The sequence below is a fragment of the Limnochorda sp. genome (assembly GCF_047459355.1).
Lineage (GTDB): Bacteria > Bacillota > Limnochordia > Limnochordales > Limnochordaceae > Limnochorda.
The window spans coordinates 14,086-34,472 of record NZ_VSCV01000003.1; the positions used below are offsets into that span (position 1 = coordinate 14,086).

20 protein-coding genes are annotated in these 20,387 nt (G+C 70.0%); 7 read left to right on the forward strand and 13 right to left on the reverse strand.

All coding sequences use genetic code 11. The features are described from left to right. Nucleotides 1-81: 81 nt before the first annotated feature. From FWJ67_RS02150 to FWJ67_RS02190, 9 genes are all read right to left on the reverse strand, one after another. Nucleotides 82-729, reverse strand: coding sequence for a heme-copper oxidase subunit III (locus FWJ67_RS02150; RefSeq protein WP_304172584.1), 648 nt, complete (start codon nt 727-729; stop codon nt 82-84). A 42-nt stretch (nt 730-771) separates the two neighbouring features. Further along, a complete protein-coding gene (locus FWJ67_RS02155; RefSeq protein ID WP_304172585.1) occupies nt 772-2,484 on the reverse strand; it encodes a cbb3-type cytochrome c oxidase subunit I in 1,713 nt (570 codons plus the stop codon). A gap of 50 nt (nt 2,485-2,534) precedes the next feature. Beyond that, a complete protein-coding gene (gene coxB, locus FWJ67_RS02160; RefSeq protein WP_304172586.1) occupies nt 2,535-3,356 on the reverse strand; it encodes a cytochrome c oxidase subunit II in 822 nt (273 codons plus the stop codon). An 18-nt stretch (nt 3,357-3,374) separates the two neighbouring features. Further along, nucleotides 3,375-3,710, reverse strand: a complete 336-nt coding sequence (locus FWJ67_RS02165) for a cytochrome C oxidase subunit IV family protein (protein ID WP_304172587.1) — start codon at nt 3,708-3,710, stop codon at nt 3,375-3,377. 15 nt (nt 3,711-3,725) lie between these two features. Continuing rightward, nucleotides 3,726-4,328: a cytochrome c oxidase subunit 3 gene (locus FWJ67_RS02170; protein ID WP_414482018.1), complete on the reverse strand. Its 603-nt coding sequence runs from the start codon at nt 4,326-4,328 to the stop codon at nt 3,726-3,728. 43 nt (nt 4,329-4,371) lie between these two features. Then, nucleotides 4,372-5,271: a heme o synthase gene (gene cyoE, locus FWJ67_RS02175; protein ID WP_304172589.1), complete on the reverse strand. Its 900-nt coding sequence runs from the start codon at nt 5,269-5,271 to the stop codon at nt 4,372-4,374. 193 nt (nt 5,272-5,464) lie between these two features. Further along, on the reverse strand, nt 5,465-6,214 hold the full coding sequence (locus FWJ67_RS02180) for an amino acid ABC transporter ATP-binding protein (RefSeq protein WP_304172590.1): 750 nt from the start codon (nt 6,212-6,214) through the stop codon (nt 5,465-5,467). A gap of 196 nt (nt 6,215-6,410) precedes the next feature. After that, nucleotides 6,411-7,829: an FAD-binding oxidoreductase gene (locus FWJ67_RS02185; RefSeq protein ID WP_414482019.1), complete on the reverse strand. Its 1,419-nt coding sequence runs from the start codon at nt 7,827-7,829 to the stop codon at nt 6,411-6,413. A gap of 324 nt (nt 7,830-8,153) precedes the next feature. Continuing rightward, nucleotides 8,154-8,768, reverse strand: a complete 615-nt coding sequence (locus FWJ67_RS02190; RefSeq protein ID WP_304172592.1) for a superoxide dismutase — start codon at nt 8,766-8,768, stop codon at nt 8,154-8,156. 201 nt (nt 8,769-8,969) lie between these two features. On the opposite strand from FWJ67_RS02190, the gene FWJ67_RS02195 reads away from it, so the two are divergent. Then, entirely contained in the window at nt 8,970-10,250 is a 1,281-nt protein-coding gene (locus tag FWJ67_RS02195; RefSeq protein WP_304172593.1) for a M48 family metalloprotease, read from the forward strand. Between the two features lie 77 nt (nt 10,251-10,327). Here the strand turns inward: FWJ67_RS02195 and FWJ67_RS02200 are convergent, their stop codons facing one another. Further along, the gene (locus tag FWJ67_RS02200; RefSeq protein ID WP_304172594.1) at nt 10,328-11,221 is read right to left on the reverse strand and encodes a 4-hydroxy-3-methylbut-2-enyl diphosphate reductase; all 894 of its coding nucleotides are present in this window, start codon (nt 11,219-11,221) and stop codon (nt 10,328-10,330) included. Nucleotides 11,222-11,357: 136 nt separating this feature from the next. Here FWJ67_RS02200 and FWJ67_RS02205 point away from each other — a divergent pair, with 136 nt between their 5' ends. Beyond that, nucleotides 11,358-11,840 (forward strand): adenosine-specific kinase, encoded by a 483-nt coding sequence (locus FWJ67_RS02205; protein WP_304172595.1) that lies wholly within the window; start codon nt 11,358-11,360, stop codon nt 11,838-11,840. Between the two features lie 22 nt (nt 11,841-11,862). Here FWJ67_RS02205 and FWJ67_RS02210 read toward each other — a convergent pair whose 3' ends face one another. From FWJ67_RS02210 to FWJ67_RS02220, 3 genes are all read right to left on the reverse strand, one after another. Next, on the reverse strand, nt 11,863-12,120 hold the full coding sequence (locus FWJ67_RS02210) for a hypothetical protein (RefSeq protein ID WP_304172596.1): 258 nt from the start codon (nt 12,118-12,120) through the stop codon (nt 11,863-11,865). A 105-nt stretch (nt 12,121-12,225) separates the two neighbouring features. Further along, the gene (locus FWJ67_RS02215) at nt 12,226-12,726 is read right to left on the reverse strand and encodes a PaaI family thioesterase (RefSeq protein WP_304172597.1); all 501 of its coding nucleotides are present in this window, start codon (nt 12,724-12,726) and stop codon (nt 12,226-12,228) included. After that, entirely contained in the window at nt 12,710-13,936 is a 1,227-nt protein-coding gene (locus FWJ67_RS02220) for a putative glycoside hydrolase (RefSeq protein ID WP_304172598.1), read from the reverse strand. Before FWJ67_RS02220 ends, FWJ67_RS02215 begins: the two co-directional genes overlap by 17 nt. A 191-nt stretch (nt 13,937-14,127) precedes the next feature. Here FWJ67_RS02220 and FWJ67_RS02225 point away from each other — a divergent pair, with 191 nt between their 5' ends. From FWJ67_RS02225 to folP, 5 genes are all read left to right on the forward strand, one after another. Beyond that, complete coding sequence (locus FWJ67_RS02225) at nt 14,128-16,380, forward strand: hypothetical protein (RefSeq protein ID WP_304172599.1); 2,253 nt, start codon at nt 14,128-14,130, stop codon at nt 16,378-16,380. Next, nucleotides 16,380-17,039, forward strand: a complete 660-nt coding sequence (locus FWJ67_RS02230; RefSeq protein ID WP_414482021.1) for a hypothetical protein — start codon at nt 16,380-16,382, stop codon at nt 17,037-17,039. The genes FWJ67_RS02225 and FWJ67_RS02230 overlap by 1 nt, the downstream gene beginning before the upstream one ends. A gap of 48 nt (nt 17,040-17,087) precedes the next feature. After that, entirely contained in the window at nt 17,088-17,804 is a 717-nt protein-coding gene (locus FWJ67_RS02235) for a hypothetical protein (protein WP_304172601.1), read from the forward strand. 84 nt (nt 17,805-17,888) lie between these two features. Beyond that, nucleotides 17,889-18,995: a radical SAM protein gene (locus tag FWJ67_RS02240; RefSeq protein WP_304172602.1), complete on the forward strand. Its 1,107-nt coding sequence runs from the start codon at nt 17,889-17,891 to the stop codon at nt 18,993-18,995. A gap of 121 nt (nt 18,996-19,116) precedes the next feature. Continuing rightward, nucleotides 19,117-20,376 carry a dihydropteroate synthase gene (gene folP / locus FWJ67_RS02245; RefSeq protein WP_304172603.1) on the forward strand — a complete coding sequence of 420 codons (1,260 nt, stop codon included), beginning with the start codon at nt 19,117-19,119 and terminating at the stop codon, nt 20,374-20,376. Nucleotides 20,377-20,387: the final 11 nt, after the last annotated feature.

Below are 20,387 nucleotides of genomic sequence, written 5' to 3' on the forward strand. Positions count from 1 at the left end.
ATCAAGGAAGGCCCGGGCTGGCCCGCCAGCCCGGGCCTTCCCTGTCCCTGAGGCGCGGCTGGAGGGGCTTGGGATATGCCTTCACAGCCAGAAGAGGAGGACCCACAGGTAGATCCAGAGGGTGCCGACGAAGTGCCAAAAGATGGCCCCCGAGGCCACTGCCTGGGCCGCCTGGGGGTGGGCCTGCCGGATTCGGGCGGCGGCCACCAAGAGCCAGATGAGCCCCGCCAGGATGTGGAGCCCGTGGACCAAGGTGAGGACGTAGAAGAAGGCGGCATGGGGGTTGGAGGTGAGGAAGAGGCCGGCCCGGGCCAGCTCCCGCCAGGCCGCCCCTTGGCCCACGAGGAAGAGGAGGCCCAGCCAGGCCGCGCCGGAGACGGCGGCGGCCTGGCGCTCCGGGTGGCCCCGGCGGCCGGACCGCCGGCCCCACTCGAGGAGGCCGCTGCTGGCCACCACGAGGCTGGTGGTCAGCCAGAGGATGGGCGGCATAGGGATGGCGGCCCAATCGGCCCCCGCCTGACGGGAGAGGTAGCTGCTGGTGAACCCGATGAAGAGCATGGCCACGGCAGCCAGAAGCCACCAGGTAGCGGTGGTGGCGGGCGAGGGGCCGGGCCGCGGGACCCGGCCCCCAGGGGCTGATCCCCCAGGGCCCGAGCCGTCGAAGCCAGGTCGGGCTGGGCCCTGGGGCGGCGCCGATCTTCGGTCCTGCTGGAGAAGCTGTTGGGTCATGGCCAACCTGCCTCCTCCTTCCCCGTCCCAGGATCGGCCACCTCAGGGGCCGGGGGCGGCCACCGGGCGGGGGCTCACCGTCTGGGGGATGTAGTCGGTGGTGGCGCCGGGGACGCTGTAGTCGTACGCCCAGCGGTGGACCTCCGGCAGCTCCTCGCCGAAGTTGCCGTGGGGCGGGGGCGACGGCGTCTCCCACTCGAGGGTGGTCGCCTGCCAGGGGTTGGCCTCAGCCCGCTCGCCGTACTTCAAGCTCCAGACGAAGTTGACCAGGAAGAGCATGTGAGCCGCCCCCATGATGAAGGCCGCGATGGTGATGAACTGGTTGAGCCCCTCGAAGCGGGCCAGGTAGTCGTAGAATTCGATGGAGTAGATCCGGCGCATCATGCCACCGATCCCGGCGAAGTGCATGGGGAAGAAGGTGGCGTAGGTGGCGGGCAGGGCGATCCAGAAGTGGATCCGGCCCAACCGCTCGTTCATCTTCCGGCCGAACATCTTGGGGAACCAGTGGTAGAGGCCGGCGAAGATGCCGAAGAGGGACGCGCTGGCCATCACGAAGTGGAAGTGGGCCACCACGAAGTAGGTGTCGTGCACGTACATGTCCAGCGCGGGGGAGCCCAGCACCAAGCCGGTCAGGCCCCCGGTGACAAAGACGGAGACGAAGCCGATGGAGAAGAGCATCTGGGGTGTGAAGCGGAGCTTCCCCCGCCAGAGGGTGGCCAGCCAGTGGAAGGTCTTGATGGCCGAAGGGATGGCGATGACCAGGGTGGTGGCCATGAAGGCCGTCCCCAAGAGGGGGTGCATGCCGCTGACGAACATGTGGTGCCCCCAGACCAGGAAGCTGAGGACGGCGATGGCGGCCATGCTGAGCACCATGGTCTTGTAGCCGAAGATGGGCCGGCGGGCGTTGTTGGCCATGATGTCCGAGACCATGCCCATGGCGGGCAGGATCAGGATGTACACCTCAGGATGCCCCAAGAACCAGAAGAGGTGCTGGTAGAGGAGCGGATCGCCCCCCGCCGCCGTCACCTGGCCGCCGTCGATCACGATGTTGAAGGGCAGGAAGAAGCTGGTCCCGCCCAGGAGGTCGAAGAGGAGCATGATGGAGGCGGCCAGGAGCATGGGGAAGGAGAGGAGCGAGAGGATGGCGGTGATGAAGAGCCCCCACACTGTCAGGGGCATCCGCAGGAGGGACATCCCCTTGGTCCGGAGCTGGAGGACCGTGGTGATGTAGTTCAACGAGCCGAAGAGGAACGCGATGATCAGAATGGCCAGGCTGATGAGCCAGAGGGCTTGCCCCGTGCCCCCCTGGACGCTGAGGGGCGGGTAGGCGGTCCAGCCGGCCGAGGCGGGCCCGCCGGGCACGAAGTAGGAGGCAAGGAGCACCACCAGGGAGACGGGGTAGAGCCAGTAGGAGACCATGTTCAGGAAGGGGTAGGCCATATCCCGAGCTCCGATTTGGAGCGGGATGAGGAAGTTACCGAAGCCGCCCGTCAGGGCCGTGCTGAGGACGAAGAAGGTCATGATGGTGCCGTGCATGGTGACGGCGCTCATGTAGGAGGCGGGGGTGAGCCCCGACGCCTCCGGCCAGCCCAGGGCGAAGCGGACGAGCATGGCCAGGAGCCCGCCCACCAGGGCCATGGCCATCGAGGTCACCAGGTACTGGATGCCGATCACCTTGTGATCGAGGCTGAAAATGTACCGGCGCCAGAAGCTTAAGGGGCGTTCCTCATGAAGTTGGGCCTGGACGACCGCCATGGCATACCGCTCCTTTCACGCCTGTTGACCAGCCAGCCGCAGAGAGCCCGCTACCGGTTCTGAGAGGCCAACCAGGCCTGGTACTCGGCCTCGGTCTCCACCACCATCCGGGCCGCCATCAGGTAGTGGCCCGCCCCGCAGAGCTCGGCGCAGGCGATCTCATACACACCGGGCTGGGTGGGGGTGAACCAGACTTCGGTCACCCGGCCGGGAACCGCATCCTGCTTCAGCCGGAGCTCGGGCACGTAGAAGCTGTGGATCACGTCCCGGGAGGTGAGCAGGAGGCGGACAGGCTGCCCCACCACCACGTGGAGCTCGCCGGCCACCACATCGTCGGCGCCCGGCCCCTCCCGATCCAGGCCGATGGGGTTGCCCACGGCCACATCCATGGGCCGGATGGGGCCGAGCCGGTCATCGGGGCCGGGGTAGTGGAAGGTCCAGCCGAACTGCTGGGCGACCACCTGGACGGTGGCCGCCTCCGGGGGCGCGGCCCCCTGGACCCGGAGCCAGAGGCCCCCGCCCAGGACGGTGAGGACCACCAAGAGGACCGCGGGAAGGGCGGTCCAGGCGATCTCCAGCCGGAGGTTTTCGTGCTCGTAGCTGGCCCGGCCCTCCCCCCGGTCCGCGTAGCGGAAGACGAAGTAGCCGAGGAGGGCCTGGACGCCGACGAAGACCGCGGCGAGGAGGATCCAGAGCACGCTGAAGAGGCGGTCGATGCCCGCCGCCTCGCTGTTGATCAGGGGCGGGCTCCACCAGTGGCGGAGGGCGTAGGCGCTGGAGGCCACCGCCAGGGCGAGGATCAGCCAAATGAGCAATGCCGTGGCTCGCCCCAAACGCTTCTCGGACTGGGGTTGGGTTGGGTGGCTGCTCACCGGTCAGGCTCCTTTCCGTCACGGCAGTCGGTTGAGCGCATCAGGAAAGATGCCGGCCAGAAGGGCGAGGGCCAAGAGCAAGGGTGAGAGCATGGAGTAGACAAAGCTCAGCTTCTCAAACCGGAGGTGCATGAACTCAGCCATGATGAGGACGCCCTTCATCACCGCCAGCACCACCAGCAGGACCACCAAGAGGGTCCTGGGGATGGGCAAGAAGACCACCAAGAGCTCCAGGATGGTCAAGACCAAGAGCCAAAACCAGGTCCGCACGTAGGGGTTGGCTCCGAGGCGGCCCGGAGCTTGCGGCGCCGTGCCCGCCGGCCCCTGGGGCGGGGTGGCTCCCGCCTCAGCCATGGGTGTCTCCTCCTTTCAGATCAGGTACATGAAGGTGAAGACGAAGACCCAGACCAGGTCCACGAAGTGCCAGTAGAGCCCGGCCGTCTCCACACCGTCCGGATCGAGCCGGCCCTGGAGGGCCCGGAAGGTGACGGTGGTCAGGTAGATCACCCCAGCCGTCACGTGCAGCCCGTGGAAGCCGGTGATGACGAAGAAGGTGGTGCTGAAGAGGGGCACCCCCCAGGGATTGCTGGCCAGCCGGGCACCCGCCTGGATGAAATGGATCCACTCGTAGGCCTGAAGGGCCAGGAAGAGGAGCCCGCCCAAGACGGTCAGCCCCAAGAGCCTTCCCGTCCTGACCGTCTCCCCCCGGCGGGCCGTGCCCACCGCGGCGGCCATGGTGGCGCTGCTGCAGATGAGCAAGAAGGTCATGAAGCCGACCAGGTTCACGTTGAAGACCTGCTCAGGGGTTGGCCAGGCCTGGCTGGAGGCCCGCAGGAAGCCGTACCCGCCCAAGAGCCCCGTGAAGGTGAGGGTGTCGGAGAGCAGGAAGAGCCACATCATCACCTTCCCCCAGCTTGCTTCGAAGGCGGGGGAAGGGGCATCCCACTTGACTTGCGCCGGCGCCGGGTGCACGCCGCGCCACCTCCTCGATGCTCGGCCCGCCTCGGGCCGGGACCTAAACGGTCCGGTTCAGCACCGCGGTCACCAGCAGGAGGGTCAAGTCGATGAAGGCGTAGCGGAGGAGCCAGGTCCCCCAGAATTTGGCCCGCGCCGGCCCCTCCCGGGCCGCCCGGACGGCGGCGGCCACGTAGATCCCGCTCAAGGCCAGGGCGACGACCAGGTAGGCCGTTCCCGTCACCCCCAGAGGGGTGAAGAGGGGGGCGAGGATGGCCAGGATGAGGCTGTAGACGACGATCTGGTTCAGGGTGGCCTGCTCCCCGTGGACCACGACGACCATGGGGAAGCCGGCCCGGCGGTAGTCGTCGGCCACCTTCAGGCTCAGCGCGAAGAAGTGCAGGGGCTGCCAGACCACCATGATCCCGAAGAGGACCCCGGCGGCCCAGGAGAGGCTGCCGGAGGCGGCGGCCCAGCCGATGAGCGGGGGCGCCCCACCGGAGAAGCCCCCCGCCAAGGTGTTCCACGGGGAGCGCCGCTTCAGCCAGAAGGTATAGACGACCACATAGAGGAAGATGCCGGCGACGGTGAGGAGGGCCGCCAACCCGTTGACCAGCAAGAGCATGATCGCCAGCGACGCGGCCGAAAGGACCGTCCCCCAGACCGCCGCCTGCCAGACGGCCACCCGGCCGGAGGGCAGGGGACGGTGGCGGGTCCGGTCCATCAGCCCGTCCAGATCCCGGTCGAGGATGGCATTGTACACGTGGGCGCCGGCGATGGCCAGGGCGGTGCCGGCCAGGGTGGCCGCCACCAGCCGGGCTGGCAGGGGGCCCGGCGCGGCCAACGCCATCCCGACCCAGGTGGTCAGGGTGGACGGGAGCACGTGGCGCGGCTTGGTCAGGGCGATGTAGTCCCGTAGGGAGGTTGTGGTGCCGGTTGCACGGACAGCGGTGGTTGCCACAGGGTTTCGGCTCTCCTCTGTCTCCATCCCAAGGCCGTGCCCGGCCCTGCCGGAAGGCCAGAGCACGGAGGCCGCGGTGCGAACCGGTCCAGTGTACCGGTCGGTACAGTAGGCTTTCTCGGAGATAAAAACAATTCCTGCTTTCAAGAGGGCGTTGATCCGAGGGTGGGGGGAGGGTGGCCAGGGCCTAACCTTAGAGGATCTTCTCCAGGAAGGCCCGGGTCCGCTCCTCCCGGGGCGAGCTGAAGAAGTGCTCCGGGGGCCCCTGCTCGATGATGCGGCCCTCGTCCATGAAGATGACCCGGTCGGCCACTTCCCGGGCAAAGCCCATCTCGTGGGTGACCACCACCATGGTCATCCCCTCCCGGGCCAGAGCCTTCATCACGTCGAGGACCTCCTTGATCATCTCGGGATCCAGGGCGGAGGTGGGCTCGTCAAAGAGCATCACCTTGGGCCGCATGGCCAGCCCCCGGGCGATGGCCACCCGCTGCTGCTGGCCGCCCGAGAGCTCCCCCGGGTAGGCCTGGGCCTTGTCGGGGATCCCCACCTTCTTGAGCAGATCCAGCGCGATGGCCTCGGCCTCCTCTTTGGACAGGCGGCGGACCTTGATGGGCGCCAGGGTGATGTTCTCCAGGACGGTCATGTGGGGGTAGAGGTTGAACTGTTGGAAGACCATCCCGATCTCGGACCGGAGCCGGATCAGATCCACCTTGGGATCGTACAGGTCCTGGCCGGCCACCAGGATGCGGCCCGAGTCGATCTCCTCCAGGCGGTTGATGCAGCGGAGCAGGGTGCTCTTCCCCGACCCGCTCGGTCCGATGACCACCACCACCTCCCCCTGGGCCACCGACTCGGTGATCCCTTTCAGTACGTGGTGGGAGCCGTAATACTTGTGGACATTCTCAAACTGGATGATGGGCTCAGCCGTTGCCGCCGCGGTCATCTGTGCCACCCCCATTACCGACCGGCCCTTCGTCACCCTCCCGGCCATTCCCTCCCCAGCCCCGGGCGGTCTCGAAGGAAACCCTTGGACGCGTCAGGCCGGCCATCCGGCCGGCCCGACGCTGGGGGTCTCTCGGTCGTTGGCGAGGCCGCCTCGCCTGTGGCGTGGGAGCAATCCCAGGAAAAGGGCGCCCTGGCTAGCTTGCCCGGCGGGGCGGGCAACCACCCTCCCGCTCTGCGGGCGCCGACGGCGAGCCGCCCAGCCACCGGCTCCAGGCCAGCGCGGCCCGGACCCGCCAGCTGATGCCGGGGCTGGGGAGGACCTTGCCCGGGTTGAGCAGGTGCTGGGGATCGTACCGGCGCTTCCAGGCGACCAGCTCCCGCATCTGGGCGGGACCCAGGATGCGGGCGGCTTCATGGGCCTTGAGCAGCCCGATGGCGTAGGGATGGCCTCCGTACCGGCTGACCCGATCCTCCAGGGTGGCCAGCAGCTTCGCGGCCTGGCGGGGGGTGACCCCGGGGGGTGCCACCGCGTGGAGGGCCACCTCGCCGCCTTGGACAGCCAAACCCTGGAGGGCGATGGGGTGCGGCAGGTCGGCCAGATCCGCGAAGAGGGGGGCCAGCCCGTACCGGGGGAGGACCAGCCGGCTCTGCCAAGCGCCGGGGATGGGGAGGCTGGGTTCCAGCCCGGCGAACCGGTCCTCCCACTCGGCGAACGCCTGCTCCCGGCCGAAGAGGTGGCCTCGGGTCGCTCGGGCCAGCTGTTCGATGGACGCCTGGAGCCCATCCCCCTCGGGATGGCGGCTCATCAGAACCAGAAGGTGGAGATCGTCGGCCGCGCCGTTCCGGTTGGCGCCCAGGGGGAGCTCCCGGCTCGCGGTGGCGTTCCGGAAGGCGACGTGCCACAGGGGCCAGTCCGAATCGAAGACGTTGTGGAGGGCCCGGATCAGGTCGTCCAGGTTGAGGTAGCCCAGGGCCCAGACGTGGAGAGGCGCCTCCCGGGCAACCTTCAAGGTGACCCGGGTGATGAGGCCGGTGATGCCCTCCAGGCCGCAGACCATCCGCAGCTGGTCGCCCTCCAGGTGAAGGATCTCGCCCGTCCCCGTCACCACCTGGACCGCCTCCACGTTGGCGTGGAGGTACCCATACTGGTAGCTGCCCAAGCCCGCGCCGTCTTCCGCCACCCAGCCCCCCACCGTGCCCAAGGGCGCGCTGGTGGGCAGGAGGCGCAAGGCCAGCCCCGCCGGCGCCAGCGCCTCTTCCACCGGCGCCCAGCCCGCTCCCGGCTCTACCGTCACCGTCTGCCCGATGGGGTCCACGTCCAGCACCCGGTTCATGCGGGAGAAGTTGACGGCCACCCCACCCCGGACGGGGAGGGCTCCGCCCCACGGGCTGGTGGCGCCACCCCGGGGCACCAGAGAGAACCCTTCTTGGGCCGCCAGGTGGACCAGCTCCACAACCTCTTCGGTCCGCTCCGGCCAAACGACGGCCGAGGGCCGGGTCTGCAGGAGGGTCGCCCACCCGCTGGGGATGCCGGCGGCCTGCCCATGCCGGACCAACTCGTCCTGCTGGAACTGGGCCCGATCGGCAAAGAGGGCCCGCAACTGGCTGTGCACCTGGTGACCTCCTTTCTGTCGCCCCGGATGGCGCTCCTGGGAGTTCGTGTGTGTGAAGACGTTCACAACTCTGGTCCGAAAAAAGGCTCCGCAGAGGAGCGACAGACCAATCGATTGCCTCACCTTCACTCTACCAAAGGGGCCGGGAGGCGTCAAAGGTTCCCCGGCGGCCTCCAACCCCGTCGCAGGGCCCCCGGGAGGCGCCGCCTCCCCTGGTGAGGTTCCCACCCCGGCCCACGCCTGCGCGGAGCCCGGTCCGCCCCTGGCGGGAAAGAAACGGGGCCCAGCGTCACGCGCCGGGCCCCGACCAAGCCGCCCTGCGGCTCAGCCCCGAGCCTCCAGGTAGCGGCGGTTGACCTCCGCCCAGTTGACCACGTTCCACCAGTTCTGGATGTACTCGGGGCGCCGGTTCTGGTACTTCAGGTAGTAAGCATGCTCCCAGACGTCCAGGCCCAGGATGGGCACCTGGCCTTCCATCAGGGGCGAGTCCTGGTTAGGGGTGCTGGTCACTTCCAGCTTGCCGTCCTTCACCACCAGCCAGGCCCACCCGCTGCCGAAGCGGCCGGCCGCCGCCTTGCTGAAGGTCTCCTTGAAGTTCTCGAAGCTGCCGAAGGTGCTGCTGATGGCCTCGGCCAGCTCGCCGGTGGGCTCCCCGCCGCCACCCGGCCCCATCACGCTCCAGAAGAGGGTGTGGTTGGCGTGGCCGCCGCCGTTGTTCCGCACCGCCGTGCGGATGGACTCGGGCACCTCGTCGATCCGCCGCAAGAGCTCCTCCACGCTCAGGTTCCGCAGGCGCTCATCGGCGGACTCGAGGGCGGCGTTGAGGTTGTTCACGTAGGTGGCGTGGTGCTTGGTGTGGTGAATCTCCATGGTCCGGGCGTCGATGTACGGCTCCAACGCGTCGTACGCGTATGGCAGAGGCGGAAGCTCGTGGGCCATCCTGCGATCCCTCCGTAGAAAGATGTCGGGCCTTCCCAAGACCCCTCGTCGCGTCGACCCGCCCCCATTATAACAACCATTCCCAGAGGGGGCCGGGTTTACCCAAGGTTGCCGGCCGCTGCCACCCTTCCCAGCAGGCCTCCAAGCGAGGAAAGCGAATGCTACCATGGCCGCGTCATCCGGGGAAAGGAGGCAGCCTCCATGGACCATCACCGCTCCAGGCGTCCCAACTCCCAGCCGGTGCCCCCTTGGGGCCGGGCGGTCGCGCTGGTGCTCCTGCTCTTCCTGGCCATGGCCGGCGGGGTGCAGGCGCAGGCGGGGTTGTGGGATCGGATCGAGCGGAGCGCGGGGGAGGCGGCCTTCCCCGAGATGGTTGCCCGGTACGGCGGCGTCGCCCCCCTCCCCGAGGAGCACCAGGCCTGGCTGAACGCCATCTTTGAGCGGGTGGCCGCCCAGAGCAGCCGGACCGGGGCCATCGAGTACTCCCTCACCGTCTTGAACACCGACTTGGTCAACGCCTTCGCGCTGCCCGGGGGGTTTGTCTTTCTCACCCGGGGCCTCCTCGACCTAACCGGATGGGATCCAGACCAGCTGGCCAACGTCCTGGGGCACGAGGTGGCCCACATCGACCGGTACCACTACCGGAACCGGATTGTGCGGCAGCTGGGGATTGCGGTCTTCATCGGGGTCTTCTTCCGGGAGGCGACGGAGACCCAGGTGGTCCAGCAGCTGGTCAACCTGGCGGCGGACCTGATCGACAAAGGGTGGTCTCGGGACGACGAGTACGAGGCGGACCGGGTGGGGCAGGAGTTCGCCGCCCAGGCTGGCTTCGACCCCGAGGGCCTGCCTCGTTTCCTGGAACGGCTCCTCGAGGAAGAGCGGCGCCACCAGGGGCCCCAGGTGGCCGAGGTGCTCCGGACCCACCCCCTCACCGAGCGCCGCATTGAGGTGACCCGGGAGCGGCTCCCCCAACTCCAGGCTGTCTACCAGCGGAACCGGGCCCAGGTGGCCGCCCCGCCCCGGATCGGGGTGGACGAGGCGGCCGCCCGGTATCTCGATCCCCTGGGCCGCTACACCTTCCCCCTGCCCGATGACTGGCGGGCCGGCCGGAGCACCACCTCTGCCAGCACCACCGTCCTCCGCTCCCGGGACGGGCGGATCTTCTTCATCCATGTCACCCCCCAACCTGCCGGCGGGCGCGACCTGGAGGGGCTGGCCGGGGAGCTCTTGGCCAGCTACCAGGACGTGGTCCCCGGCTTCGAACTCGTCCAGGGGCCGACCCCCAGCCGGTTGGGTGATGAGCCGGCCCTCTACTTCGAGTACCGCTACGTGGACGAGGACGGGCGGCGGTTGCGGGAAGGCAGCTTCCTGGCCCTTAAGGAGACGACCGTCTACCTCTTCCAGTACGCCGATGCGCCCGAACGGTTCGAGACGACCGCGGGCGATTTCTTCCGGGCGGCGGAGGCCTTCACCTACCGGTAAGCCGAAGGGCCCGGACTGGAGCCGGGCCCTGGCGAAAGGCACGGGCTGGCCTCAGGACCTCGCCCTGGGCACGCCCCTCAGGAACTGGCGGGGACCTCTTCCGGTTCCAAGGCCTCCAGGAACTGGATCACTTCCCGGGTGAGGTGGCTGGGGGTGGAGGAGCCAGCGGTGACCGCCACCTTCCGGACCCCTCGGAGCCACGCGGGGTCGATCTCCTTCACGGAGTCAATGAGGTAGGCGGGCTTGCCCGCAATCTCCCGGACCACCTGGACCAGCCGGTTGGAGTTGTTGCTCCGGCGGTCGCCCACCACCAGGACCAGGTCCGCCTCCCGAGATTGGGCGACGGCCGCCTCCTGGCGCAGCTGGGTGGCCAGGCAGATCTCGTTGTACACCCGGACCTGGGGGAAGCGCTGGCGGATCGCCTCGATGAGCTGGGCCGTATCCCACTGGCTGAGGGTGGTCTGGGTGACCACTGCCAGCCGCTCGGTCTGGGGCAGCTGGAGGGCGTCCAGGTCGGCCCGGTCCTCGATGAGGTGGACATGGCCCGGAGCTTCGCCCATCACCCCTTCCGGCTCGGGGTGGCCCTTCTTGCCGATGTAGAGGATCTCGTACCCGTCCGCCACCAGCTCCCGGACCAGGTCGTGGGTCCGGGTCACATCGGGGCAGGTGGCGTCGAAGTATCGGAGGCCCTTCTCCCGGGCCCGGGCCTTCACCTGGGGCGAGACGCCGTGGGCCGTGAAGATGACGGTGCCGTGGTCGATCTGCTCCAGAAGCTCCAGGCGGCTGCCCCCGTCCAAGGTCTTGATGCCGTAGGCCTCCAGGCTTTCCACCGCGTGCCGGTTGTGGACGATCTGGCCCAGGATGTAGATGGGGCGGGGCACATCCTTCATGGAGGCCACCCGCTTGGCGAGCTGGAGGGCATCCACCACCCCGTAGCAGTACCCCCGGGGGGTGATGCGGATCACTTCCACCGAAGCTCCGCTCCTTTCGCCTCCAGTCTAGCCGGGGGCGCCCGGCGCGGCAAGGGCTGGAGGAAGGGCGGCGGGGCTGGGGAACCTAGCAGGTGCGACCCTTTCAGGCAGAAGATGGAACAAAGGAGGCGTCACGGTGCAGACGGAGTTGGTCTCCATCCGCAAGCCCGAGGATGTCAACCTGATCCTCGGTCAGAGCCACTTCATCAAGACCGTGGAGGACCTGCACGAGGCCATGGCCGGCGCCGGCGGCGGGATCCGGTTCGGCATCGGGTTCAACGAGGCCTCAGGGCCCCGCCTGGTGCGGACCAGCGGGAACGATCCGGAGATGATCGAGCTGGCCCGGGAGAACATCCAGGCCATCGGCGCGGGCCACGCGTTCATCATCTTCATGCGGAACGGCTTTCCCATCCAGGTGCTGAACGCCATCAAAGCGGTCCCCGAGGTCTGCCGGATTTACTGTGCCACCGCCAACCCCGTCCAGGTGATTGTGGCCACCACTGACCAGGGTCGGGGGATCCTGGGTGTGGTGGACGGCCAGCCGCCCCTGGGTGTGGAGACGGCTGAGGACGTGGAGAAGCGGCGGGGCCTCCTCCGGACCCTGGGCTACAAGCTCTGAACCCTCTGGCGGCCGGTGCCGGTCAGACCCGGGCCTGGTGTTCCTCCACCAGCTTCTGGAGCTCCTGGTCCGAGATGGTCGACGCCGGCTCCGCCCGCCGGAGGCGCTGCTCCGTCAACTTTTGGGGCCAGAGGGAGATGAGCACCTCGCCCGTCTCAATGTTGACCCGCACCAAGGGACGCTGGAACTGGGGCTCGTCCGGCGAGCCTTCATCCCGCAGCTGAGGCGTGGCATCCCGGTAGCCGCCGGTTGCTCCACCGTAGAGGCTTGCCATAGCCATGAGGGTGCAACCCCCTTCCCGACTGCACCCTCATTCTGGCACGGGTACCAGTTCGTGCGACATAGGCAAATGACCCGACTTGCCAGGGACAAGTGTCCAGCCAGCTTACCCCGTCCCGTCCCCGTCCCCCGTAAAGAAGAAGGTGCCCGTCCCCTGGCTGATCAGCTGGCCCTCGTGGTCTTCCACCCGGCCCTCGGCCACGCCGGTAAACCGGCCGATATGAGTGGGCCGGGCCCGGACCACCACCCACGGGCCCCGGCCAGGTTTGACGTAGTTGACGTTCAGCTGGACGGTGACCACCGGGCGGCCGGCCTGCTCGGCCAGACTCCAGCCCATGAGCGAGTCGAGAAAGATGGCCGTCACCCCGCCGTGGAGGATCCCCATGGGGTTGAGGAAGATGGGCAGAAGGGGGATCCGGGCGACGGACCACTCCCCATCGTGCCAGCGCTCCATGGGCAAGAGCTGCATGAAGCTGAGCATGTCGCCACCGGCCAAGCCCTCCAGGGCGCGCTGGAGGAGCTCCCGCTGGATCGCCTCGGGACCGTCCGCCGGCGGCGCCTCGCCCGGGGGAGCTGAGGGCTTGGGGGGCTTAACCTCGTGGCTCATCGACTCCCTCTTTCTCAACCGGCCGCTGGAGGGCCGCCTCCTGGACCGGGGCGGTGGACCCCATCAGCTGCCGGGGGGTGGTGTACCTCCCCGAAGGGTTCCAGAGGAGCCACCCCGACACCTCCACCTCTTGGGCGGCAAGAATCTGGGCCCACACTTCCTGGGGGCCATAGGGGTTCCGGAGGCTGAAGGACTGGAGCCAGGGCCGCAGCTTCCGCCGATCGACCCGCTGCGCGGCCGCCTTGAGGGAGCGGAGGACCGTCTCGTAGGGGGCCCGGTCCGGGTCTTCCAGCCCCAGGGCCCCCGGCGGGAAGTGGGAGGGGTAGAGCATGAGGGAGACCACGTCCACCTGCTCCGCCAGGACCTCCAGCTGGTGGCCGATCCCCATGTCGCCTCGGGTGAGGGCGGCGAAGCCGAAGAGGTCGGCGCTGGTGTAGGCCCCGACAGGGCGCAGGGCTTGCCGGGAGGCGGCCAGGAAGGCGGCGATGGTCTCCTCCCGCCGGATCCCTTCCGGATAGACCAGCCGGTCCAAGGGGCCGTCGGTGGGGAAGCGGACGTAGTCCCACTGGATCTCATCCACGCCCGCCAGGGCGGCCTCCACCGCCAGGTCAATCAGGTAGGCCCACGCTTCTTCCTGGGCGGGATTGATCCAGGCGATCCCCTGGCGGTCCCGCCAGATGTTCCCCTGCACATCCTTCAGGGCCAGCTCGGGCCGCTGGAGGGCCAGCCGGTGATCCCGGAAGGCGACCATCCGCCCCACCACGTAGAAGCCCCGGCGGTGGAGCCGGTCCACCAACGCCCGCAGATCGCCCAACTCGCCCCGCACCGCGCCCATGGCCTGGGCCAGGGGGTTGGACGAGCGGAAGGTGATCCGGCCCAGCTCGTCTTTCAACTCGAGGACAATGGTGTTGATCTCCGTGCCCGCGAGCCGGTCCAAGAGACGGTCCATCTGGGGGCTGGCGGCCAGGGCGCCGGTGACGTAGACCCCCCGGACCCCGTCAGGCGGGGGCGGCATGTGGAAGGGCTCGGCCGCCTCCGGTGCGGAGGTGGGTTCAGGCGCTGGGGCGTCGGAACGGGCGGGAACCACCAAGACCAGCGCGATCAAGACGGCGGTCAGCACGGCAACCCGGCTGGCGAACGAGCGCCACCGCCGGGCCCGGCCAGCGCCTCCCGCCCGGGGGAGTCCATCTCCCTGGAAGAGACCACCCATGGCCGTCACCCTGTCTTTGAACCCTCTTCCCCAAGATTTGCATTCGGCCTGAACCCTTGGGAACTGGAGAGGAAGGCCTTCCCATCTCGCGAGTCGCTCCTCTCTGGAGGTGGCCCCTCCACCCTCGTCGAAGCCTGTCACCACGGCCCCGGGGGCCGGGGGACACGGTGGAGAGGCGAGGGGGGACGGCTGTGGCGCAGGGGGAGCACCGAGGGGGGGCAACCGTTGGGCCCAGAGCCTCGCCGCCAGCCCCTGGCCGGAGGGGCCGGGCGTCTCAGGCCTCCCGCTGGCTGGCAGCCCTGGCCCTCCTCTTCGGGCTGCTGGCCGGGCTGGTTCTGCCGGGTGAGGCGGCAAGCACCCCGCTCCGCCTCCGCGTCAACGGGGAGGCCAGCTACGACCCCCACACCCAGTGGCTCGTGGCCACCGACGTGCACTTCGGGCATGGCGCCATCACCATCGAGGCCCAAGCCCTGGAAGCCGATCTCGCCCGCCAGGAGGCCCTCTTTACCGGCCAGGTCCGCCTGGAAACGGAGTCGGGGCACTGGCAGGGGGCGTGGTTGACCTACAACCTGGCCACGGGCGCCTTCGTCTTAGGCGAAGGGGAGGCGGAGCTCCAGCCCGCGGGCGCTTCCGGGAGCCTGCGCCTCCAGGCGCCCCGGGTGGAGGGGACCGTCGCCCACATCCACATCGGTGGGGCCACCCTCACCACCTGCGGCTTGGACCACCCGGAGTACCACGTCCGGGCCCGGGAGATCGAGATTTGGCCGGGCGAGGTGATGGTCCTCCGGCACGTGGTCTACGTGGAGGGGGCGATCCCGCTCCTCTACTGGCCCCGGGTGACGATCTCCCTGGACCCCGACGACGAGATGGGCACCTCCCCCTTCCAGCCGCCGGAGGTGGGTTGGACCGAGGAGGATGGCTGGTACATCCGGATGGCCTACGCCTACGACACCCGGGCCGATCGCCTGGGCCTCCTCCACGTGGGCTACCACCAGTTCTCCGGCTGGGGTTTGGGGGTCACCCAGCGCGTCCCCCTGGGCCCCGCCTCCTGGACGGTGGGGGCCGACTGGCTTCAGAACCCGCCGTCGGAGGTGAAGGGCCGGGAGGAGGCCGAGCCCCGGTACCGCTTGCGGACCCGGATCGATTTGCCCGCCGCGGCCAACTGGCCGGTGGAGGCGGTCTATGCCGGCACCTACTGGGAGACGCGACCCGCCTCCACCTCCCAGCGGGCCGACTGGGCCCTGGAGCACGACCTGGCCCTCACCTACCGTCAGGATGGGACCTCCGTGGGCGTACGGGGTCACCAGGAGCGGGGGCGGGAGGAAGGAGAGGCCCTTCTCAAGGAAGGGGCCGACCTGAGCCTGGGGCAGGAGCTGGGCCCCTTGCGGCTGAGCGCCGGCACCCAGGGCCGGCGGTGGCAGAAGGGCGCCGACCTCCACCAGTACCTGGGCTACCAGGGCGCGGTGGAGGGCCGCTGGGGCTCGTGGGATGCTGCACTCCGGGGCGGGTGGACGCTCCACAGCCAGATCCTCCAGTACAAGATCCCCGGCACCAACGCCTGGACCCGCTTTGGACGGGCCCCCGAAGGGGAGCTGGGGTACACCCTGCCCGCCCGCCTCTGGCCCCAGCCCCTTCAAGGGACCCGGCTCCGGCTCTTCACCCAGGCGGGCCGCTACCAGGAAGAACGGGCTGACGGCCCCACGGGCTGGCTGGAAGGGGCCCACCTGGGGTTCCGGAGCAGCGGGACCCGCTTGCCGCTGGCCGGGTCCTGGAGCCTGGGGCTGAGCACCTGGGCGGGCCAGTGGTGGTACGAGACGGCGGAGGAACTCCTCTACGCGGGCAGCACCTGGACCCTCCAGTACCGCCCCAGCGCCGCCTTCACGGGTGAGCTGCGCTACACCATCCAGGACGCCTGGGGCGAGACCCCCTTTCACGCCCACACAGAAGCGTGGAAGGCGCGGGAGCGGCTGGAACTTCTGCTGGAGGCCCGAAGGGGCGCCCTCTGGGCGGGAACCTTTGCGAGGTATGATCTCCTTGAGGACGAGCTGACCGATCTGGCCGGCTTGGTCCAGGTGAGCCTGGGCGAGAAGGTGACGGTGGGGGCGGCCGGCCATTACGACGTGCCGGACCAGACCTGGACCCGGTACGACGCCATCCTCGCGCTCCCCTTGGGGGAGCGCTGGGCGGTCCAGGGCGAGGTGGCCTATGCCCTGGACGAGGACGAGACCACCTTGGGCGCCCTCCTGGGCCAGCTGAGCCTCACCTACACCTCCGACTGCCGGACGGTGGGCCTCCGCTTCGATGTGGTGAACAAGGCCATCTGGCTCGAGTACCACCTCAATGCCTTCCCCACCACCCCCCTCCAGCTGGGGTGGGAGGCGGAGGCGTCCAGCCTCTTCCAACTTCCAAACATGCGGGCCGTCGTCCAGGAGGTGACCTCCTGATGGCCCTGGGACCAGCCCGCGGCCGACCCCTTCCATGGCTCCCCATCCTGCTGGTTTTGGGCCTGGGGGTGGCGCTGGCGGCGTGGCTGGGCGGCGGGGGCCGGCCCGGGCCACCGCCGCCGCCCGACGAAGGGCCCGCCCCGCCCCGTCTGGAAGGGGTGACCGTCGACGGCTTCCTCGAGGGCGAGCTCCAATGGACCCTGGAGGTGGGCGCCCTGGCCGAGGGGGAGGGGGCCGTCGCGCTGGAAGGGGTCGAACGGGGCCTCTTCTACCGGGATGAGGACCCGTGGCTCACCCTGCGGGCGGCCCGGGGCCGGTGGATCCCGGCCACCAACGGCCTGGAGCTGGAGGGGCAGGTGGAGATGGAGCTGACATCAGGGGGCCGCCTGGAGACGGAGGCGGTGGTCTGGCACGGGGAGGCGGGCCGGCTGGAGGCGGCCAGCCAAGTGCGGGCCACCCTGGCGGGCGACCGGCTCACCGCGGGGCGGCTGACGGCCGACGCGGCCACGGGCATCCTCCACCTGGCAGGGGGGGTGGAGGTGGTGCGGCCCGACGGCCAGCGTCTGACGGCCGATGGGGCCCGCTGGTTCGACGGGGAGGAGCGACTGGAGCTGGTGGGCCCCATCGACTGGGTGCTCCCCACCCTGCCCGACCGTTGACCGGTGCCAAGCCGCGTGGGGCGGGGGCCGAAAGGAGGCAGGAGAATCATGGACGGACGGGTCATGACCGCCCGCGGGGTGCGGATGACGGGATGGCTGCTGGTGGCGGTCCTCGCGGCCGGGGTCCTGGCGCCCGCGGGGCACGCGGAGGCGCTCCGCCTTCGGGTGGTGGAGGCCGACCGGCAGGCGACCACCGGCTATGTGGAGGCGGGGACGGGCCGGTACGTGCTGGCCCCCCCCACAGGGCAGGTGGTGGCTGAGTACGGCCAGCGGACCTTGCAGGCCCGGCGGGCCGAGTACGATCCCGAGGCGAACCGCCTGATCCTGGCCGGCCAGGTCCGCCTGGAGGAGCCGGGCCTCACCGTCGAGGCCGACCGGCTCGAGGCCGATCTGGGCCCGGAGCGGTACCATCTCGAGGGTCGCGTCCGCCTGGAGCGGGCCGGGGAGGATGGACGGGTCAGCCGCCTGACCGCCGCCCGGCTCACCTACCAGGCCCTCCAGGGCGAGGCCTGGGCCGAAGGGGCCGTCCGGCTGGAGGAGGAGGACCGGTGGTTCGCCGCCGATCAGGCCCGGTTCTGGGACCGCCTGGGCCAGGCGGAACTTGCGGGCCGGGTGTCGGGCGAGTGGAGCACCGGGGCCGTGGAGTCGGCCGAGCGGGTGACCGTTGTGCTGGAGACGGGGGAGATCACCCTCTTCGGCCCCGCGGAGCTTCTCTTCCAGGTGGAGGAGGACCCTCGGGACGAGCCGTCTGACGCCGGGTCCTGATCCGGGACATCCGTCCCGGGGGAGAGGCACCTTGTGAGGGGGGCCCCCGAAGGCTAGACTCGGGAGTAAGGGGGGAACCGTCTCATGTCCGCCCATCCGCTGCGATCCGCTCCCTCGATCCCGCCCGGGGGCGCGGGCCAGCCGGCCCGGCACCCCCACGGCCAGGGGTGGGATCTGGCCACCCGGCCGGTGATCGTTATTTGGGAAGTGACCAACGCCTGCGCGCTGGCCTGCGTCCACTGCCGGGCCTCGGCCGAGCCGCTCCGTCACCCGGAAGAGCTGACCACCGAGGAGGGCTTCGCCCTCATCGACTCGGTGGCCCGCCTAAACCCGGCCCTCTTAATCCTAACGGGCGGCGACCCCCTGATGCGGGACGACCTCTTCGACCTGATCGCCTACGCCAAGAGCCGGGGCTTGCGGGTCTCGGCCGCGCCCGCCGGCACCGCCCGGGCCACCCCCGAAGCGATGCGCCGCTTCCGGGAGGCGGGGGTGGACTCCCTCTCCTTCAGCCTCGATGGACCCGACGAGGTGATCCACGACGGCTTCCGCCGGGTCCGGGGCACCTTCCGCCGGACCCTGAAGGCCATTGAAGCCGCCCGGGAGGCGGGCGTCCCCTTCCAGATCAACACCACTGTCTGCCGCACCACGCGGCCCCACCTGGACCGGTTGGCGGAGCTGGTGCAGATCCTGGACGCGGTCCAGTGGGATCTTTTCATCCTGGTGCCGACGGGCCGGGGGCGGGAGCTGGAGCCCCTCGGCCCCCAGGAGTACGAGGCCTTCCTCCACTGGCTGGCCCAGCTCGCGGAGAAGGCCCCCTTCCGGGTGAAGACCACCGAAGGGCCCCAATTCCGCCGGGTCCTGGCCCAGCGCCGGGGCCAGGATCCTGAGACCCTCCGGCCCGGCGTCAATGCGGGCAAGGGGAACATCTTCATCTCCCACCGGGGGCAGGTCTACCCCAGCGGCTTCCTTCCTCTGGAAGTGGGCCACGTGCGGCAGGACCCCCTCGAGAAGATCTACTGGGAGAGCCCCATCCTCCAAGCCCTGCGGGACCCGGCCCAGCTCAAAGGGCGCTGCGGCCGCTGCCCCTACAAGGACCACTGCGGCGGCTCCCGCTCCCGCGCCTATGCGGTGACGGGCGACTACCTGGCGGAGGATCCCCTCTGCGGGTGGGAGCCCCCCGCCGCCAGCTGAAGGCGTTCCCCCGCCCCGAGGGGCTTGCCAGACCAGCGGCCTGGGCCGTGTTATAATGAGGCGGATTCGCGAGAGCGGCTCGGGCTGCTGTGGCGCGGGCGGAAGCGGGAGGAGCGGTCCGATGGCAACGCCTCAGGCAGTGTGGGTACCCATGGGCGACGGGATTCAGGCGTGGCGCCTCACCGGGCCCGGTGGGCAAAGCTCCCGGACCTTCGGTCCCCAGACCGGTGGGTGGACGGTGAAGGTGGCCGCGGCCTCCCGGGAGCGGCTGGCCGCCCTGGCGGGCACCGCCCGGGAGGCAGGTCTGGAGGTCTGGTGGGACTGGGGGGCGGAACTGGCCCACCTCCCCCCGGGGCCGGCCCGCTGGCGGCGGGAGCCTCCGGCCGCCTGGAGTTCCGATGCCGCCTGGGGCCAAGGGCTGATCCTCGGCGGGCCGGAGGGCCAGCTGACCCAGCTGGCCGGTGCGTGGACCGCCCAGGATCGGCCCGCGGCGGACGCGCTCCGGCGGGGCGTGGAGGCAGGCCGGGGCCTGCCCCCGGCCTTCCGGGCGGGAGCGCAGACCTACCCTTTAGACCGCCCGCCGTATCTCCTGGGCATCCTCAACGTCACCCGCGACTCCTTCTACGCCAAAGCTCGCCACTTCGGCATGGACGCCGCCCTGCGCCGGGGCGAAGAGATCGCCCGAGAGGGCGGCGACTGGATCGAGGTCGGCGGTGAGTCGGCCCGGGGCGGCATCCCGCTCCCGCCCGAGGTTGAGGCAGAGCGGGTGGCGCCGGTGGTGGAGGCCCTCCGGCGGCGCTTGGAGCTGCCCGTGGCCGTGGACACCTACAAGCCCCAGGTCGCCCGGGCCGCGGTGGAAGCCGGGGCCACTCTGATCAACGACATTTCCGGCGGCGCCGATCCGGAGATGTTCACCGTCGCCCGGGAGACGGGGGCGGCCCTGGTCCTCATGCATCTTTCCCAGCGGCCTAAGAGCGAGTACACCGATCCGGGGTACCCGTCCACCGTCGATGCGGTCCGCTGGATCCTGGGGGAGCGGCTGCGACAGGCGGAGGCGGCCGGCGTGCCTCGGGAGCAGCTCCTCATCGATCCGGGCCTCAACTTTGGCAAGCACCCGCGCCGGGACCTGGCCATCATGCGTGCCCTCCCCGACTTCCTTGCCCTGGGGCGGCCCGTCTACCTGGCCACCTCCCGGAAGGACTACCTGCGGGATCTCCTGGGCCTGCCTCCCGAGGCGCTCCTCGAGGCGACGGAAGCGGCGGTGGCCTACGCCATGCTCCAAGGGATCCAGCTCTTCCGGATCCACGACGTCGCCCAGATGGTCCGGGTGCGGGCCACCCTCTGGGCCATCCGGGAGGCGGTGGGGACGGGAGCCCCCTGACGGGCTGGGAA

Bases quoted from the DNA above. Each gene is read 5' to 3' on its own strand.
- FWJ67_RS02150 (WP_304172584.1), bottom strand. From the start codon at position 729: ATGACCCAACAGCTTCTCCAGCAGGACCGAAGATCGGCGCCGCCCCAG.
- FWJ67_RS02155 (WP_304172585.1), bottom strand. From the start codon at position 2,484: ATGGCGGTCGTCCAGGCCCAACTTCATGAGGAACGCCCCTTAAGCTTC.
- FWJ67_RS02165 (WP_304172587.1), bottom strand. From the start codon at position 3,710: ATGGCTGAGGCGGGAGCCACCCCGCCCCAGGGGCCGGCGGGCACGGCG.
- FWJ67_RS02180 (WP_304172590.1), bottom strand. From the start codon at position 6,214: ATGACCGCGGCGGCAACGGCTGAGCCCATCATCCAGTTTGAGAATGTC.
- FWJ67_RS02190 (WP_304172592.1), bottom strand. From the start codon at position 8,768: ATGGCCCACGAGCTTCCGCCTCTGCCATACGCGTACGACGCGTTGGAG.
- FWJ67_RS02195 (WP_304172593.1), top strand. From the start codon at position 8,970: ATGGACCATCACCGCTCCAGGCGTCCCAACTCCCAGCCGGTGCCCCCT.
- FWJ67_RS02210 (WP_304172596.1), bottom strand. From the start codon at position 12,120: ATGGCTATGGCAAGCCTCTACGGTGGAGCAACCGGCGGCTACCGGGAT.
- FWJ67_RS02215 (WP_304172597.1), bottom strand. From the start codon at position 12,726: ATGAGCCACGAGGTTAAGCCCCCCAAGCCCTCAGCTCCCCCGGGCGAG.
- FWJ67_RS02220 (WP_304172598.1), bottom strand. From the start codon at position 13,936: ATGGGTGGTCTCTTCCAGGGAGATGGACTCCCCCGGGCGGGAGGCGCT.
- FWJ67_RS02230 (WP_414482021.1), top strand. From the start codon at position 16,380: ATGGCCCTGGGACCAGCCCGCGGCCGACCCCTTCCATGGCTCCCCATC.
- FWJ67_RS02235 (WP_304172601.1), top strand. From the start codon at position 17,088: ATGGACGGACGGGTCATGACCGCCCGCGGGGTGCGGATGACGGGATGG.
- FWJ67_RS02240 (WP_304172602.1), top strand. From the start codon at position 17,889: ATGTCCGCCCATCCGCTGCGATCCGCTCCCTCGATCCCGCCCGGGGGC.
- folP (WP_304172603.1), top strand. From the start codon at position 19,117: ATGGCAACGCCTCAGGCAGTGTGGGTACCCATGGGCGACGGGATTCAG.